The organism is Ruegeria sp. G7 (assembly GCF_056535465.1).
Genome location: NZ_JBQFIL010000001.1, coordinates 2,308,630 through 2,323,180 on the forward strand (window position 1 = coordinate 2,308,630; position 14,551 = coordinate 2,323,180).

General features: G+C 56.1%; 14 protein-coding genes and 1 pseudogene. 12 read left to right on the top strand and 3 right to left on the bottom strand.

What is annotated here, in order from left to right; genetic code table 11:
• The first annotated feature begins 42 nt into the window (after positions 1–42).
• From ACR3EN_RS11560 to ACR3EN_RS11590, 7 genes are all read left to right on the top strand, one after another.
• On the top strand, positions 43–1,020 hold the full coding sequence (locus ACR3EN_RS11560; protein ID WP_480825053.1) for a serine hydrolase domain-containing protein: 978 nt from the start codon (positions 43–45) through the stop codon (positions 1,018–1,020).
• Positions 1,021–1,353: 333 nt separating this feature from the next.
• Entirely contained in the window at positions 1,354–1,671 is a 318-nt protein-coding gene (locus tag ACR3EN_RS11565; protein ID WP_480825051.1) for a ribonuclease T2 family protein, read from the top strand.
• A gap of 581 nt (positions 1,672–2,252) precedes the next feature.
• A complete protein-coding gene (locus ACR3EN_RS11570) occupies positions 2,253–2,834 on the top strand; it encodes an aggregation factor core (RefSeq protein WP_480825049.1) in 582 nt (193 codons plus the stop codon).
• A gap of 13 nt (positions 2,835–2,847) precedes the next feature.
• Positions 2,848–3,300, top strand: a complete 453-nt coding sequence (locus tag ACR3EN_RS11575) for a TspO/MBR family protein (protein WP_480825047.1) — start codon at positions 2,848–2,850, stop codon at positions 3,298–3,300.
• A gap of 11 nt (positions 3,301–3,311) precedes the next feature.
• Complete coding sequence (locus ACR3EN_RS11580) at positions 3,312–3,866, top strand: CIA30 family protein (RefSeq protein WP_480871011.1); 555 nt, start codon at positions 3,312–3,314, stop codon at positions 3,864–3,866.
• 263 nt (positions 3,867–4,129) lie between these two features.
• Complete coding sequence (locus ACR3EN_RS11585; protein ID WP_480825043.1) at positions 4,130–4,300, top strand: hypothetical protein; 171 nt, start codon at positions 4,130–4,132, stop codon at positions 4,298–4,300.
• A gap of 363 nt (positions 4,301–4,663) precedes the next feature.
• Complete coding sequence (locus ACR3EN_RS11590) at positions 4,664–5,431, top strand: hypothetical protein (protein WP_480825041.1); 768 nt, start codon at positions 4,664–4,666, stop codon at positions 5,429–5,431.
• A gap of 67 nt (positions 5,432–5,498) precedes the next feature.
• On the opposite strand, the pseudogene ACR3EN_RS11595 reads toward ACR3EN_RS11590, so the two are convergent.
• Positions 5,499–5,852, bottom strand: a pseudogene (locus ACR3EN_RS11595) (transposase); the annotation flags it as partial.
• A 226-nt stretch (positions 5,853–6,078) separates the two neighbouring features.
• Here ACR3EN_RS11595 and ACR3EN_RS11600 point away from each other — a divergent pair.
• The 3 genes from ACR3EN_RS11600 (at position 6,079) to ACR3EN_RS11610 (ending at position 9,389) form a co-directional block, all read left to right on the top strand.
• Entirely contained in the window at positions 6,079–7,113 is a 1,035-nt protein-coding gene (locus ACR3EN_RS11600) for a transporter substrate-binding domain-containing protein (RefSeq protein WP_480825039.1), read from the top strand.
• A 73-nt stretch (positions 7,114–7,186) separates the two neighbouring features.
• Positions 7,187–8,320 carry an ABC transporter permease subunit gene (locus tag ACR3EN_RS11605; protein WP_480825037.1) on the top strand — a complete coding sequence of 378 codons (1,134 nt, stop codon included), beginning with the start codon at positions 7,187–7,189 and terminating at the stop codon, positions 8,318–8,320.
• Position 8,321: 1 nt separating this feature from the next.
• A complete protein-coding gene (locus tag ACR3EN_RS11610) occupies positions 8,322–9,389 on the top strand; it encodes an amino acid ABC transporter permease (RefSeq protein ID WP_480825035.1) in 1,068 nt (355 codons plus the stop codon).
• Between the two features lie 148 nt (positions 9,390–9,537).
• Here the strand turns inward: ACR3EN_RS11610 and ACR3EN_RS11615 are convergent, their stop codons facing one another.
• Together ACR3EN_RS11615 and metC are read right to left on the bottom strand one after the other, a co-directional pair.
• Entirely contained in the window at positions 9,538–10,173 is a 636-nt protein-coding gene (locus tag ACR3EN_RS11615; RefSeq protein ID WP_480825033.1) for a VOC family protein, read from the bottom strand.
• Between the two features lie 9 nt (positions 10,174–10,182).
• Positions 10,183–11,358: a cystathionine beta-lyase gene (metC, locus tag ACR3EN_RS11620; protein WP_480843320.1), complete on the bottom strand. Its 1,176-nt coding sequence runs from the start codon at positions 11,356–11,358 to the stop codon at positions 10,183–10,185.
• Positions 11,359–11,450: 92 nt separating this feature from the next.
• Between metC and ACR3EN_RS11625 the strand changes: the two genes are divergently transcribed.
• Positions 11,451–13,784 carry a molybdopterin-dependent oxidoreductase gene (locus ACR3EN_RS11625; RefSeq protein WP_480825031.1) on the top strand — a complete coding sequence of 778 codons (2,334 nt, stop codon included), beginning with the start codon at positions 11,451–11,453 and terminating at the stop codon, positions 13,782–13,784.
• Entirely contained in the window at positions 13,781–14,548 is a 768-nt protein-coding gene (locus ACR3EN_RS11630) for an IclR family transcriptional regulator (protein ID WP_480825029.1), read from the top strand. Before ACR3EN_RS11625 ends, ACR3EN_RS11630 begins: the two co-directional genes overlap by 4 nt.
• The last annotated feature ends 3 nt before the right edge of the window (positions 14,549–14,551 follow it).

Here is a 14,551-nt window from a genome sequence, read left to right on the forward strand (position 1 = left end):
GCGCGACTGGAAATTCCTGCAAAAGTAGCCACATGTGCTGGTATGATCAGCCGCCGACAATTTGTTGCAGCCGCAACTGCTGCACTTACTGCTCCGTACATCGCGAAGGCACAGTCTAGTGCACTAAGCGAAGCGATTGGCCAGCTCCCGCAACTACATTCCCTTCAGGTCAAAAGGGGCGACGACATAGTCTTTGCCGAAGCACCTCGCGGCCCCGGTCTCAACCGACTGGCAAATATCAAATCCTGCTCAAAGAGCATTGTCTCCTTGCTTCTCGGAGTGGCGATCAAAAACGGCGAAATCCCATCGGTCACTTCGACTCTTGGCGAGGTCGCACCTGGCATTCTCCCACCAGATGCCACTGCCGGAGCAGCCGAGATCTCGATGGAGGACTTAGTGACACTGCGGGCGGGTCTCGAGAGGACTTCAGGCTCCAACTACGGTGATTGGGTAAGTTCAAAAAACTGGATTGCAGACGCTCTGACCCGTCCGATGGTGGCAGAACCCGGGACGCGCATGCTGTACTCAACAGGTTCAACACATCTCCTCGGGGCGGCTCTTGCTGAAGCTACTGGGAAGAGCCTTCTTCGGCAGGCGCGAGAAAGGCTCGGTGATCCGCTGGGAATCGAGATACCGGCATGGACGCGGGACCCGCAAGGCTATTATCTTGGCGGAAACGAGATGGCTATGAGACCCACGGCAATGTTGGAGATCGCAACCCTACTGCGTAATCGCGGTGCATTTCACGGGACTCAGATCATTCCGACAAGTTGGATTGCGGCTTCAACCAAACCCCACGCTCGATCCCCTTGGTCAGGCCTCGCATACGGATACGGATGGTTTCTGTCGTCTTCCGGTTATGCCCTGGCGAGAGGCTATGGCGGCCAAATCATCGCAGCACACTTCGAACGCAACCTCGCCGTCGCAATAACTTCTGATCCCACGTTGCCTGCCCGATCAGGTGGCTATTTCGGTGACCTCGTTCGGCTCTTGGACGGCCCGGTACTTGCAGTGGCTTAGGCTGAGCGAACCGAACCGTCGGTCGACCGCTGTGAGCCCTCACTGCCCCATCCTTCAAGCCGACCAAAGGTCTGCTTACAGAAAATCGGGATGTTTCGTGCCGAGTAGGATTGCGAACTGCCAAAACTCAAGAACTCCGGAGCGGATCCGTCCCAAGGACTCCGAAGACGGGCAGCTTACTTATCTGTGAGTAAAAGCATTCTTCGCTTTGGGTATATGAGGGCCGCGGGGATCAACTTAACAACAAGCAGCCCGAAAACCGCAGTCTCTTTGGGCGGCCATAGATAGCGCGAAATCGCGCGAGCCGCGACCCTCGTGTTCTGTATAGTGCATATGGAGCAGTACTTCGATATCGGCGCGAAGCTGCATGACCAATTCAATGTAACTTCCGCACTCACGAGCGCTGGAATTACACCCAGTGACCCCGGTTCTGGCTCGCTTTTGAAGACTACGAAAATTGAAGCCGCCATAAAGGATGCCTTTGGTGTGACACCAGAATTGCAGTGTATCAATAATCTCGACGGGAAGAGTTATTTTTTCAGCATCAGTGTCTGTATCGAGCCGCATAGCCTGAACGCGATCGAATGCCCGGAAGCTTTAAGTTCCACGTACGAAGCATGTCCTTCAGAGGTAAGCTATCCGACACAATAGCGGTATTTTGTCGTTAGGAAGCCGGGAAACACGCCTACCGACGCTCGTTTGTGCCGGCAGAACTGCCTTCGTCTCTTTAGATTTGCCATGCTGCCCGTTTGATTTTCTTAGAACCTATTGCCTTGTTAGTTAGCACTTACTTCTTACTGCGGGTGAAAGCTGGCAGTATGTAGTAACACTTGTTGGGATTTTGTGCGGGTGATCCATCCATCGCAACCGGCTAGGATGGCGCGACTGGAGCCGAGAGGAAAATCCTGATTGTCGGCTGCCGCCGAGCCTGCCTGACCTTGGCCGCAAACCTTAGCGTTTGCCACAACGAAAACCCGCTCTCAAGACATTGGCCATCACTCAAGTTGAGCAGTTGCACCGAACGGCAGCTCTGCGGGCTGCGACCGCAGTAACTTTATCGGAGCGCTAACGACGTCCATGCTCTTCATGGGCGATGCAATCGTCGCCGTTGCTGCGTCGCCTTCGAACTCGGCAACGAACCTATTGTGACCGATGCTGCGCGATCATTTTTTGACTTAACCCCTATGATAGCGGTGCGTGGAGCTTCGAAAGTTCCTGTCGACTGAACCACGATGGTCAAAGGACGTAAGCCTGATCCAAGAAACCCGCCGAAGCGTATCTACCAGGAAACCTTTAGAATGGAGATAAATATGCTCCCGAAGAGTATTCTTGCAGCGACCCTCGGATTATTTGCAGCTACTTCGCTTCAAGCTGGCGTGCAAATTCGCTTTATAGAAGGCGCACCCAAAGACCGTTTTGTTTTGACAAATGTCGGAGCTTGCGATGTTGAAGCCTCGACCCTCAGAATTGACTTGTCGCAATCTGCGGGACGTCTGATTTTCGACGTTACCGAACAAGGCGCAGGTGTAGAGGTATACCAACCGCTTGAATTCGTGGAGGGTGCTGATGCTCTGCGGCAAATTCCAGCGGTCGTTGACGGGCAAGACACAATTGAACTTGAGATCGCCACTCTCGCAGCCGGGGACACACTCGCCTTTACCATTGATGTAGATGACACTATCGGGCAACGCGAAATCACCGTAACGGGGTCCGAGATCGAAGGCGCCACGGTGTCCTATACCGATGCGGATGAGGCCAATACTGCGACCTTCTCTTCCGAAGCGCTTGTGAACGTGACGACCAAGGACTGTTGAAAGCTATCCCAAAATGTTCAATTGGTTGATCCGCGTAGCATTCCTTGCGCTCATGGTGGGCGGCGGTATCCTGATCGGAACACTGACCGCACCTGGCGAATGGTATGCTCAGCTTTCTAAACCGGCTTTCAATCCACCAAATTGGATTTTTGGACCAGTTTGGACGGTGCTATATGTCTTGATCGCTATGGTTGGTTGGCGTCAGTTTGAAACAGACCGAAGCTCGACCGCGATGAAGCTGTGGTGGACGCAGGTGGGTCTGAACTTTTTGTGGTCCCCAGCCTTTTTTGTACTGCAACTGCCATGGTTTGCACTTGTAGTCATTGTCGGGTTGCTGATTGTGATCGCTATGTTCATCGCTCGGGTCAGGGCTTCAGATCAGGTTTCCGCACTGGCCTTCATGCCTTACTTTGCATGGGTCGCATTTGCCACGGCGCTGAACCTCTCCATTGCGATACTGAATTGAGAAGGAACAATATGCGTGCCAATTTCATTGGGCTTGTTTCAGGTTTTGTTATCATCGGATGCACAATGGCTAAGGCTGATGAAAAATTAACTGAAGACTTCTCCAAGTCTCCGGAGACGCGTTGGGACTACGTTGCCGACACCGTCATGGGGGGAGTTTCTTCAGGCCAGGTGCAGTTTCGTTCGGAAGGTGATGTTGCATTCGCGCGGCTGACCGGAACCATCAGTACGGAAAATAACGGCGGCTTCATCCAGTTCCGGCGCAAGTTGTCTGATCGGCCAGATGCAGGTGTATCAGGCGTCAGGCTATTGGTGCGGGGGAATGGCGAGACATATTTCGTTCACCTCAGAACGCGAGGCACGGTGCTTCCGTGGCAATACTATCAGGCCGAGTTCGCAACTTCTGACGAGTGGGCCGAAGTTTACTTACCACTATCAGGCTTTAGGGCTTCAGGCGCCATGTTGCGCGCTATTCCGGTTGCTGACGAAATCACTTCAGTTGGAGTTGTAGCCTTCGGGCGTGATCACGAGGCCCGTGTAGATGTCAACGAGATTGGGTTTTACTGAAAGCCTCCCAAGAGATGTCTGTAATCTTCAAATAGGTCTGCTTGACACCGTTTGAGGTCGAATAGTGCCAATTCCTGAACGCGGATGGGCGGTTTCTTCATTTTGGCTGCTGAACCCGCCGTTCCTTGGCGAGCGTTCAGAGCGTGCTGCTTTCCGATGAGGCAACTCCAGAGACACTCATAAATTAAAATAACTTAATCAAAGCAAAGTCCTTTCAGCAAAGAACAACTCCCACATGACGCTTATCTGAAGGAGTGAGTATCATGAAGAGGATTGCAGCTTTGGGCCTTGTTGCCCTGACCCTATCATTTGTTGGCACTGGTGCGTTTGCAGACTGCTATTTCGGGAACGATGCGGTAACCGGGATGGAGATGATCATCTGTGAGACAGACGGTGGCTTTTCCAGTTGGGGCACATTGATCGCCGAAGCTTGAGCGTTTCTGGGCACAAAACCAAACCTTCTGTGAAATTGGATAAATCAGATCAAATTCTGCAATTGGTAGCACCAAAGCCAAGTAGCACTTAGCGCCGGGAGTGGTAATGCGACAAACCCCTCTATAGGTGTTGCGAGATATGGCATCTCGGGTCTCGCAGCGATGCAAGAAACTGCTCCAGTTCTTCACCTTGGTTGGCAGCGCGGGAAGTTTAAACTCACGCAACCTTGCGCCTATTCTTGGCGTTCTCTGTCTCTCTGACCAGGCAATGTGGTGGCCTCTGTTGTTAGGAGATCAATCGTTCTTTGTATTGACCCGTCACGACACCGTCCCACATTTCTACGTCAGTTAGGAGCATACTGAGTGTTTGTGAGGACCACTGCCTTATTGATTTTTGCTGTGTCGACCCCGGCCACGGCATTGCAGCTTCGCGAAACAGGGCGTTATGAGCTCAATCAACCCGCAAGTCTCGACTACGATCCGACGTTTTGCGGGTTGTGGATTGCGAACGAGGGCCCCGAAGCCGTTCTCGTTACATTGCAAGGTGATGAGTTGCGCCGCATATCCAGCGATCTCTTCCGTATCAAAGCGATTGCTATTGAAGGGGATCACTTGTTGCTCGGCGATGGTCTTGGCAGTCTTCAACGTGTCACCAAAGATGGCGAGCCACTCGGAGCACCTTTCAGATTGGACGGCGGGTTCGCAGACACCGAGGGGATCGCGATCAATGCGAAGGGGCAGATCGTAACCGTAGAGGATGACCCCGAACGGTTGTCCTGGTTCACTCCCGAGGGTGCTTTGGCGGCGAGGTTGGATACCATGAAACTCTCTCCCCCTTTAAGCGAGGCACAGGGCATCGCGATTGACCCACGCACCGGTCACATGCTGATCGTTGATGACTGGGAAGGATCAAACAGCCTGTATGAGTTCACGGCGGATGGCCAACTGCTCGCCCAGCAAAGTCTGTTGGAATTCGGAACTGACCCGGAAGGCATCGCCATCAGGCCGGGATCTAACCAACTGTTCGTGGCATTCGACGGCGGCGCGAAGATTGTGACATTTGACTACACGCCCACCTTGCCTGAAGGATCACCGCCGCTTCCCCCGGGCGGAGACTGCATGATGTTCTAAGAGTTTGGGTTCGTATTCTGGCTAACATCGGTGTTTGAGGTGCCCCTAGCTTCTGCGTGGGTACGAGACTTCGGCCCTCTGACTTTTCCCGCTTCAGAAGCTGAAAGAAGCTCTCGGCCACTGCGTTATCATGGCAAATTCCCCTGCGGTGCATGGAGTGTTCCAGATTGAATTCGCGCAAGAGCGCCGCCCATTCACGGCTTGTGAATTGGGCACCTTGGTCGGAGCGGATAAGCAGACCAAGCTCGGGCTTTCTACGCAAAATCGCCATCAGCAAAGCCTGCAAAGAAAGTTCTGGTGTCTGTCGCGACTGGACCGCCAAGCCGACAACACGCCGAGAGAACAGGCCGATGACGATACAGAGATATGCGAAACCCCCGTGTGTCCTGAAATACGTGACATCAGTCGCCCGCGCGCGATCAAGTCGACGGATTCTTTTAGGGCGGGTGGAGTTCGCATTTCGATTTCAAAGGCGCGTTTCGTGAGGTCTCGAACATTGATTGCTCAAAGTCTGAGCAAGTCCGACCGGTCCGTTCCGACAAAACTTAAGTCTCAGTTTCGAAACTATTGACTCGCTGGGTCAACTTATACATTCTCTATATCAATACAAATGTGCTGATATTCAGAACAATAGTGGAGTTGGAAAAATGCGAATCAAAGGTTTGGCGGCAGGTTTGGCTGTGGTGGCAGGGATGGCGTTCCCTGACCTGGCACTGGCGGAAAGCCCGACGATCAAGGCAATCCAAGAGCGTGGCACCATGTTGTGCTCGGGCCATAACGGGTCTTATTTCGGTTTTGTCGAAGTGAACGATAAGAACGAGTGGAAAGGGTTGGATATTGACCTCTGCCGCGCGATGACCACAGCGCTGCTCGGCGATCCGAGCAAAGCCCAGATTGTTCCTCTGAGTTGGGCGCAGCGGTTCCCTGCACTGCAATCGGGTGATGTCGATGTCATCATCAAGGCGACCGGCTGGACCATGGGTCGCGACACCGAATTGGGTCTGCAGTTCTCGATCCCCTATTTCTTCGGAGGCGCACAGTTCATGGCGCACGGCGATCTGGGCATCACCGAAGCGAAAGATCTGGAAGGCGGCACCATCTGCGTCGAGGCGGGGACGACTATTGAACGGATTGCCGCGAACTATCTGCAAAGCATTGCCGTCGAACACACCATGGTCAGCTATGAAAAGGCATCCGAACTGCGTGCTGCCTATCTGGCCAACCGGTGCGACAGCTTTGTGGCATGGGGCCCGTTCCTGGCCGTTCTGCGTGCCACCGAGATGGAAAACCCGGATGCGCATGTCATTCTGAATGATCAACTGTCGAACGAACCGATCTCGGCCGCAATGCGTCAGGGGGATGAGGGCTTTGTCGATTTCACCAACTGGATGCTGGCGGCGCTTCTGATTGCCGAAGAAGAGGGTATCACGTCCGAGAATGTGGAAGACATGGCAGCCAACCCGCCCAACCCGAAAATCGCCCGTCTGCTGGGCGCCGAACCGGGCATGGGCGAACGTCTGGGGCTGCGCGACACATGGGCGAAAGAGATGATCGCGGCCATGGGCAACTATGGTGAAATCTACCACCGCAATCTGGGCGACAACAGCCCGTACAAACTGGAACGCGGTTTGAACAACCTCTGGAGCCACGGCGGTGTTCTGTACGCGCCGCAGCTTGACTAAAAGCTAACCTAGACGCGGGGCCGCGTGGTATTGCGGCTCCGTATTCTCCCTGAAAATCAGAAGATTAAAAGCCATGGACGCATCCGAGTTGAAGGCGCGCGCCAACAGGCGCAAGCTGATTATCCAAAGCGGGCTGATCGTTTTTTCCGCGCTTATCGTTATCGGTGCCATCCAAAGTGCCAGGATAAACCTGAGTGCTTTGGGTCTTGCCAGCGGCTTTGGGTTCCTCGAGCGGTCTACCGGCTGGTCCTACTCTTTCTCGCTGATCGAGCGGGATATCAACGACAGCTATGCCCGGACCTTGACAATCGGGTTCATGAACACGGTTTTTCTGGGCTTCCTGACCATTGTGCTGTCCACTGTTTTCGGTTTCCTCATCGGGACGTTTCGTGACGCGCGCAATCCGGCGCTGAAAACCGCAGCTGCCGTCTATATCCAGACGTTTCGGAACATTCCGCTGATCCTTCAGGGAATCTTCTGGTACGCCATCGTGATCCACCTGCCGGGACCCAGACAGGCGATGTCCGTGGGTGAGGCGATCTTTCTGTCCAATCGCGGGCTGATGATCCCGTTGCTGAACGTATCACTGACCGTTGCTCTTTTCATGGTGCTGGCCCTGATCGCTGCGGCGTTTTTCATGGCGCGGATGAAAGTCAGCGTTTTCAGGATTGCGCTCGCCCTGATCGGCCTGGGGTTCTTCATGATCCTGATCGCAACCGGCCTGTCGGTTCCTGCGGGCGAGGGCGCAATCTCGTGGCCTGAACTCAAGGGTCTGCGCTTTGTCGGTGGTCTGACCATTTCTCCCGAACTGCTGGTCATGATTATTGCCATCACGCTGTACGGCTCGGCCTATATCGCTGAGGTTGTGCGCGGCGGCCTTGCCGAAGTCCCCAAGGGACTGATCGAGGCTGGCGAGGCGCTTGGGCTGACCCGGAGCGCGATCTGGGCGCGGATCAAGATGCCGATGGCACTGCGAACGATTATTCCGCCGCTTGGCAACCAGTGGATTTTCATCATGAAAGCCACAACGATCGGCGTTGCCATCGGGTTTTCGGACCTGTTCTACATCGTCTCAACCTCGATCACGCAATCCGGGCAGACCCTGGAACTGATCGCCATCCTTATGGGTGCGTTTCTGCTGGTCAACTTCTCGATTGCTCAATTCGTCAACTGGCTGAACGAAAGCCTCAAACTGAAGGCGCATTGATATGGCTGATGCGGTCCTCTCCGGTAAATTCGACTGGCAGCAATTCCGCCGCCGGTCTTTTGCCACGCCGATGGATTCGGTTATCACCGTTGTCGTCTTTGCAAGCCTCGCATGGCTGGTCTGGCAGGCGCTGAACTGGGGCATCCTCAATGCGGTGTGGAGTGCTGATGACGTGGAGCAATGTGCTCATGGCGGAGCCTGCTGGTCCGTTATCGACGCGCGGCACCGTCTGATCCTGTTCGGCCTTTACCCTTATGAAGAGCACTGGCGATCCACCCTGGCATGCCTGTCGATTATAGGCACTGTGGTGATTTCCTGTTTCCCGTGGACCTGGACCGCCAGGCGACTGTCGACCATCTGGATCGCCGGTTTCGCCATCTACTACCTTCTGATGGAAGGCAGCCTGCTGGGTCTGCCGCAGGTCACGACCGACCAGTGGGGCGGGCTGGCGCTGACGCTGTTCCTGTTCTCCAGCGTGGTGCTGATCGGGATGCCGATGGGGCTGGGTCTGGCGCTGATGCGCCGCTCGGAAATGCCGGTGGTGCGTGGCTTTGCCTCGCTGGTGATCGACCTGATCCGGTCTTTGCCGCTGCTGACAACCCTGTTCACCGCGGCTGTTGTGATTCCGATCCTGCTGCCCAGCTGGCTGGAAGGGGACAAGATCTGGCGGGTGATCATCGCCTTCGGCCTATTCTTCGCCTGCTATCAGGCCGAGGTTCTGCGTGGCGGTTTTCAGGCCATCCCCAAGGGCCAGTTCGAAGCGGGCAAGGCGCTGGGGCTGAGCTATTGGCAAATCCTCGGGCGGATCGTGCTGCCGCAGGTGTTCCGCCATGCGCTGCCAGCGACGGTCAACAATGTGGTTGTGACCTTCAAGGAAACCGCCATCGTCATCATCATCGGGTTCTTCGATATCCTCGCCTCGGCCAATGCGGCCTTTGGCACGGGCGAATGGGCACCCTATTACATCGAGGTTCTGGCCTTTGTCGCGGCAATCTACTGGGTCTTCCTGTTCGGGCTTGGCCAGTATGGTGAATACCTCAAACGGCGTATGAAAGTTGCTGAGCGGTAATCCCCCAACTTCTCTGGCTGCCCTGCGCAAGCAAATGCACCGGTCGCAGAGGCGGCGTCGCGAATGACCTAAGTGATCGTAATGGATACCTGGCCATCCGGCTTTGGGCTCAGGTCGACCGAAGGCACCGCTATGCGGCACCTATCGTTTAATCCAGCGTTACAGTCCCGTTCGGGCTTTCCAGAACAAATGACAGCGCGGCCGGACCCTCGGATATGTCGGCCAAATGCGAGATCTGCAGCTTCGCAAACAGGTCCTTCATGCGGTCGGCATCCGGTGTTTGAACCTGAACTTTGGCCAAAGTGACGCCCAGCTTCTGCTGACCCTTAGACGGGTGCGGACCCGGAGACCATTCAATGAACGCCGGAAGCAGCCCGTTTTCCGGCAGATGCCCGTCTTTGGGAACGGTCAGACGCCAGGTTCGATCGCCGCGCTGGAAATTGACGACTTCGCCCAGATCGACAGGGCTTGCAGCGATAACGCCGTCCAGATCGTCGGTATTCACAACCCAGCACAAGGCACGCGGGCGGTCGTTCAGGAGGGTTTGTGTGTCAGGATCGTCCAGAGTGAACCACCGGACCCGGCCCGGATCGGGGGCCAATGGGTCGATGGCGATCAGTTCAAAAAAGCTGTCGTTCCCGGCTTGCATGACGCAGTTATGCGTGCCCATGGCGTCGTGCTTGGAGCCTTGAGGCACGTCAACGCCCAAGGCCTGCTTCATCGCTGCGACGCCTTGTTCAAGTGTGCCCGCACCGATGGCGAAATGGTCAATTTTGTTGAGCATTCTGGTTCCTTATTCGTCAAGCAAAGGAAGCGCCCGGGCGAGGTCCGATTTCAGGCTCTCAAGGTCCTCCAAGCCGATATTGAAGCGGACAAGCTGGCCGGTTTCCGACCAGTCTGTCGCCGTGCGCACGGGCGTGACGGGTAAGGCAAGGCTTTCATATCCACCCCAGCTGACGCCAATTCCGAAATGATGCAGCGCATCAACAAAGGCGTGGACGGCGCTTTCGCTGGTTGTGTGGAAGATGACGCCGAACAGACCCGCTGCCCCGGTAAAGTCCCGCGCCCAGTTCCCGTGACCCGGGCAGGAGGGCAGCGCGGGGTGCAGAACAGTTTTGACCTGCGGCTGCGCAGCAAACCACATCGCCATCTCGCGCCCGGCCTTGTCGAAATACTCCATCCGCAGCTTCAGGGTTCTGAGGCCACGCAGAGCCAGCAGGATCTCCTGACCCCCGGTTTTATCACCGATCTGCATAACCGCTTTTCGAATAACCTGCGCATATGCCGCGTTGCTTGCCGTGATGCCCAGCATGCAATCGGAATGGCCCGAGATGTATTTGCTGCCGGAATACACCAAAATGTCGACATCCCAGGACAGGGGCTGGCTGAAAACAGGTGTCCCCCATGTGTTGTCGAGGATGGTCGGCACATTTGCCGATTTTGCAGCGGCCGCTATGCCCCGGATATCGGGCATCTCGAACGTGCCCGAGCCGGGGCTTTCAAACATGATCGCCGCCGTTTCCGAACGAATCAGATTGCCGATCTCGCGGCCAATCAAGGGATCGAAGTATTCGACCATTACCCCCTGTTGTGTCAGCAACCCGTCGCAAAAGGCCCGTGTATTGCCATATACGTTGTCGGCGACCAGAACATGGCCGCCGGGCCGGGTCAGGGCCATCAGCGCGGTTGTGATAGCCGCCACGCCCGAAGAGGTCAGAGTGATCGCCTCCGCACCTTCCAGCTTTTCCATCATCAGCTCCAGCTTGTGCGTTGCCGCGTTTCCGTAGCGCCCATAATAGAGTGTACCGCTCTCGTATCGGGCGTCGCGGGCCGCATCGAACGCTGCAAAGGTGTCAAACACCATTGTTGAGCCAAGTTCGATTGGCATGTTCACGTGCCGACCCTCTGCGTGATCGGGCCGACCATCCTGCACCAGGCAGTCTGCTAAACTGAATGGGGTGTCCTGCACTTTTGCGCCCTCTGAAGCCTTTCGGAATGATGACAGTCCGCTAAAATTGTGTCAATATTCGGAATAGCAGTTTATTATATCGGAACAGTAGCGTGACCGAAGAAACCTCCCGAACCTTGACAGGTAACCACTGGGGTGCGGGTATCTCTGAAACCAGAAATGGCAAACTGGTGGCAGTGCATGCGCACCCGGATGATCCGAATCCCTCTGAGATCAACCGCAATATCGCTTCAAGCCTGAATGGCAAAGCGCGCGTTCTGCGCCCTGCGGTCCGTCGCGGCTGGCTGGAAAGGGAGGGCGTGCGAGGACGCGACAGCTTTGTCGAGGTCAGTTGGGACGATGCGCTGGATCTGATTGCCACCGACCTGACCCGGGTGCGCAACGCGCATGGCAATCAGGCGATTTTTGCCGGGTCCTATGGCTGGTCAAGCGCGGGGCGCTTTCACCATGCCCAAAGCCAGCTCAAGCGTTTCCTGAACGGGCAGGGCGGCTTTGTTCGCTCTGAGGGCAATTACAGCTACAACGCGGCCCTTGTGCTGATGCCTTACATTGCTGGCCCGTTCAGAGCGCATGTTGCGCAGGCCACCCGATGGCCGGTGATTGCCAAACACTCTGATCTGGTGGTGATGTTTGGCGGTATGGCCACACGCAACACACAGGTCAGCGATGGCGGGGTGGCGCGCCACAGAATGGTGGACAACCTGAAAGCCTGCGCCGTATCCGGCGTGAAATTCGTAAACTTCAGCCCGTTGAAAACGGATGCCGATGCCGAGATCGGGGCAGAGTGGGTACCGCCCAAGCCCGGCACCGATACCGCCGTTATGATGGGACTGGCGCACACGCTGCTGACAGAAGGCCTGCACGACGCGGAATTCCTTGACCGGTATACGGTCGGATTCGACAAGTTTGCCGCCTATCTCATGGGCGTCTCCGATGGGATCGCAAAATCCGCCCGATGGGCGGCGTCGGTCTCGGGTGTTCCTGCGGATCGCATCGTTTCGCTGGCGCGGGAAATGGCGGCAGGCCGTACAATGATCACCTGCGCCGCTGCACTTCAGCGGGCCGACTATGGCGAGCAGCCGTTGTGGATGACCGTCACGCTGGCGGCGATGCTTGGGCAAATCGGGTTGCCCGGTGGCGGTTACACGATCGGCTTCGGTGTGAACGCCAATATCGGCAATATCGAGCGTCCGTTCCGCTGGGGGACGTTGCCGCAGGGCAAAAACCCGGTGTCTGACTTCATCCCGGTGGCAATGATATCGGACATGCTTCTTAACCCCGGCGACACCTACACGTACAAGGGCACAGATCGGGTTTTCCCGGATATTCGCCTGATCTGGTGGGCTGGAGGAAATCCGTTCCACCATCATCAGGACCTGCGGCGTCTGCACGCGGCTTTTCAACGCCCTGAAACCATCATCGTGAACGAATTGAACTGGACTGCCACGGCGCGTCATGCCGATATCGTTCTGCCAGTTGCAGCCCCGCAGGAACGGACGGATTTTGGTGGGGGCAAGTCGGATAACGCTCTGGTCCCGATGCCCGCCAGCGCCGAACCGCCCGGAGAGGCGCGGATCGAATTTGACATCTACACAGAACTCGCCAGCCGCATGGGCAACGCCGAGCTGTTCTCGGACGGGCTGGACTGCGACGGCTGGTTACGTCGGATCTGGACCCAAACACAGGACGCGGCATTGGCAAGCGGTGAAAGCTTGCCTGACTGGGATGCCTTCATTCAGGGCGACATAGTCGAACTGCGCGATCCGTCTCCGGCGCAGGTGTTCATGGCAGAGTTCCGCCACGACCCCGGCGCGCATCCATTGCCGACGCCAAGCGGGCGCATTGAAATTTTCTCAGATCAGATATCGGGGTTTCAGTTGGAGGATTGCCCCGGCCATCCGACATGGTTTGAGCCGCGCGATGCCGCAGCAGGCACACGGCCGCTTTATCTGCTTTCGGGTCAACCGGGCACACGTTTGCATTCGCAGCTGGACAATGGCGACTATAGCCTCAGCCTGAAAGTGCAGGGGCGGGAGCCAGTTCTGATCCACCCCGACGACGCAGCGGCCAAAGGGATCGCGGATGGCGATGTCGTGGAACTTCTTAGCGATCGCGGGCGGTGTCTGGCCGGGGCTCGTGTGACGCCGGACATTCTGAAAGGCTGCGTCTTCCTGTGGACAGGAGCCTGGTACGACCCTGACTATGATGCCCCTCAGGAACGGGACAGGCACGGCAACCCCAATGCCCTGACCCATGATCTGCGCACATCAAGCCTGACCCAAAGCCCGGCGTCACATTCGACCATGGTGGACATACGCCTTTTCGAAGGTGAAGTGCCTGATCTGACGGTTCATGATCAACCATCATTTGAAGCCGTTTCCCGTTCTGCTATACAGAACAGACTGCGCAGAAAGGACGAACAGTGAGTGAAGCACCAAAAGCCCCAAAGGTGGATTCGACCCTATCCAAAGGCCTTGCCATTCTGGAGAATCTCGCAGCGCATCAAGGCAGCAAAGGAGTGACCGAGCTGTCGCGCGAACTGGAACTGACAAAATCGAACACGTTCCGGCTGTTGCAGACCCTGATCACGCTTGGCTATGTGAAACACCTTGATGACAAGACCTATGCCGCGACGCTGAAGACATGGCAGGTTGGGCGCAGTTCGGTCGAAAACCTCAACCTGCGAGCTGCTGCAGCACCTGAGATGGCCTATCTAAGTCAGGAAACCGGTGAGGCGATTTATCTGGCGGTGCCTGAAGGATTGAGTGTCATCTATATAGACAAGGTTGAAAGCCTGAAGCCAATCAGGTCTTGGAATCCCGTCGGTGGCAGCGCCCCAATTCATTGCGTAGGAACGGGCAAGGCCATTCTGTCGAGAAATTTTGATCAATTGCGCGACAAGCTCGAGGGCCAGTTGGCACGGTACACAGACAAAACCCTGACGACATTGGAACAAGTCGCCGAGGATATGCAGGAAACGCTAAAACGCGGTTATGCGTTTGACCGCGGAGAGTTCCGCGACCGCATCCTGAGCTTCGGAGCCCCCATCCTGTTGCCCGACGGTGAGGCAATCGCCGCGCTTGGTATCTCACTGCCTGATATCAACATGAGTGACGGCGGCGAGGATCGATTGGGGATGTTGGTGCATCACGCTGCAGAAGGTGTGACCCAGAAACTGCGCCAACTCTGAGGC

Coding starts and splice junctions, on each gene's coding strand:
- ACR3EN_RS11560 (WP_480825053.1), top strand. CDS start 43: ATGATCAGCCGCCGACAATTTGTTGCAGCCGCAACTGCTGCACTTACT.
- ACR3EN_RS11565 (WP_480825051.1), top strand. CDS start 1,354: ATGGAGCAGTACTTCGATATCGGCGCGAAGCTGCATGACCAATTCAAT.
- ACR3EN_RS11570 (WP_480825049.1), top strand. CDS start 2,253: ATGGTCAAAGGACGTAAGCCTGATCCAAGAAACCCGCCGAAGCGTATC.
- ACR3EN_RS11575 (WP_480825047.1), top strand. CDS start 2,848: ATGTTCAATTGGTTGATCCGCGTAGCATTCCTTGCGCTCATGGTGGGC.
- ACR3EN_RS11580 (WP_480871011.1), top strand. CDS start 3,312: ATGCGTGCCAATTTCATTGGGCTTGTTTCAGGTTTTGTTATCATCGGA.
- ACR3EN_RS11585 (WP_480825043.1), top strand. CDS start 4,130: ATGAAGAGGATTGCAGCTTTGGGCCTTGTTGCCCTGACCCTATCATTT.
- ACR3EN_RS11600 (WP_480825039.1), top strand. CDS start 6,079: ATGCGAATCAAAGGTTTGGCGGCAGGTTTGGCTGTGGTGGCAGGGATG.
- ACR3EN_RS11605 (WP_480825037.1), top strand. CDS start 7,187: ATGGACGCATCCGAGTTGAAGGCGCGCGCCAACAGGCGCAAGCTGATT.
- ACR3EN_RS11610 (WP_480825035.1), top strand. CDS start 8,322: ATGGCTGATGCGGTCCTCTCCGGTAAATTCGACTGGCAGCAATTCCGC.
- ACR3EN_RS11615 (WP_480825033.1), bottom strand. CDS start 10,173: ATGCTCAACAAAATTGACCATTTCGCCATCGGTGCGGGCACACTTGAA.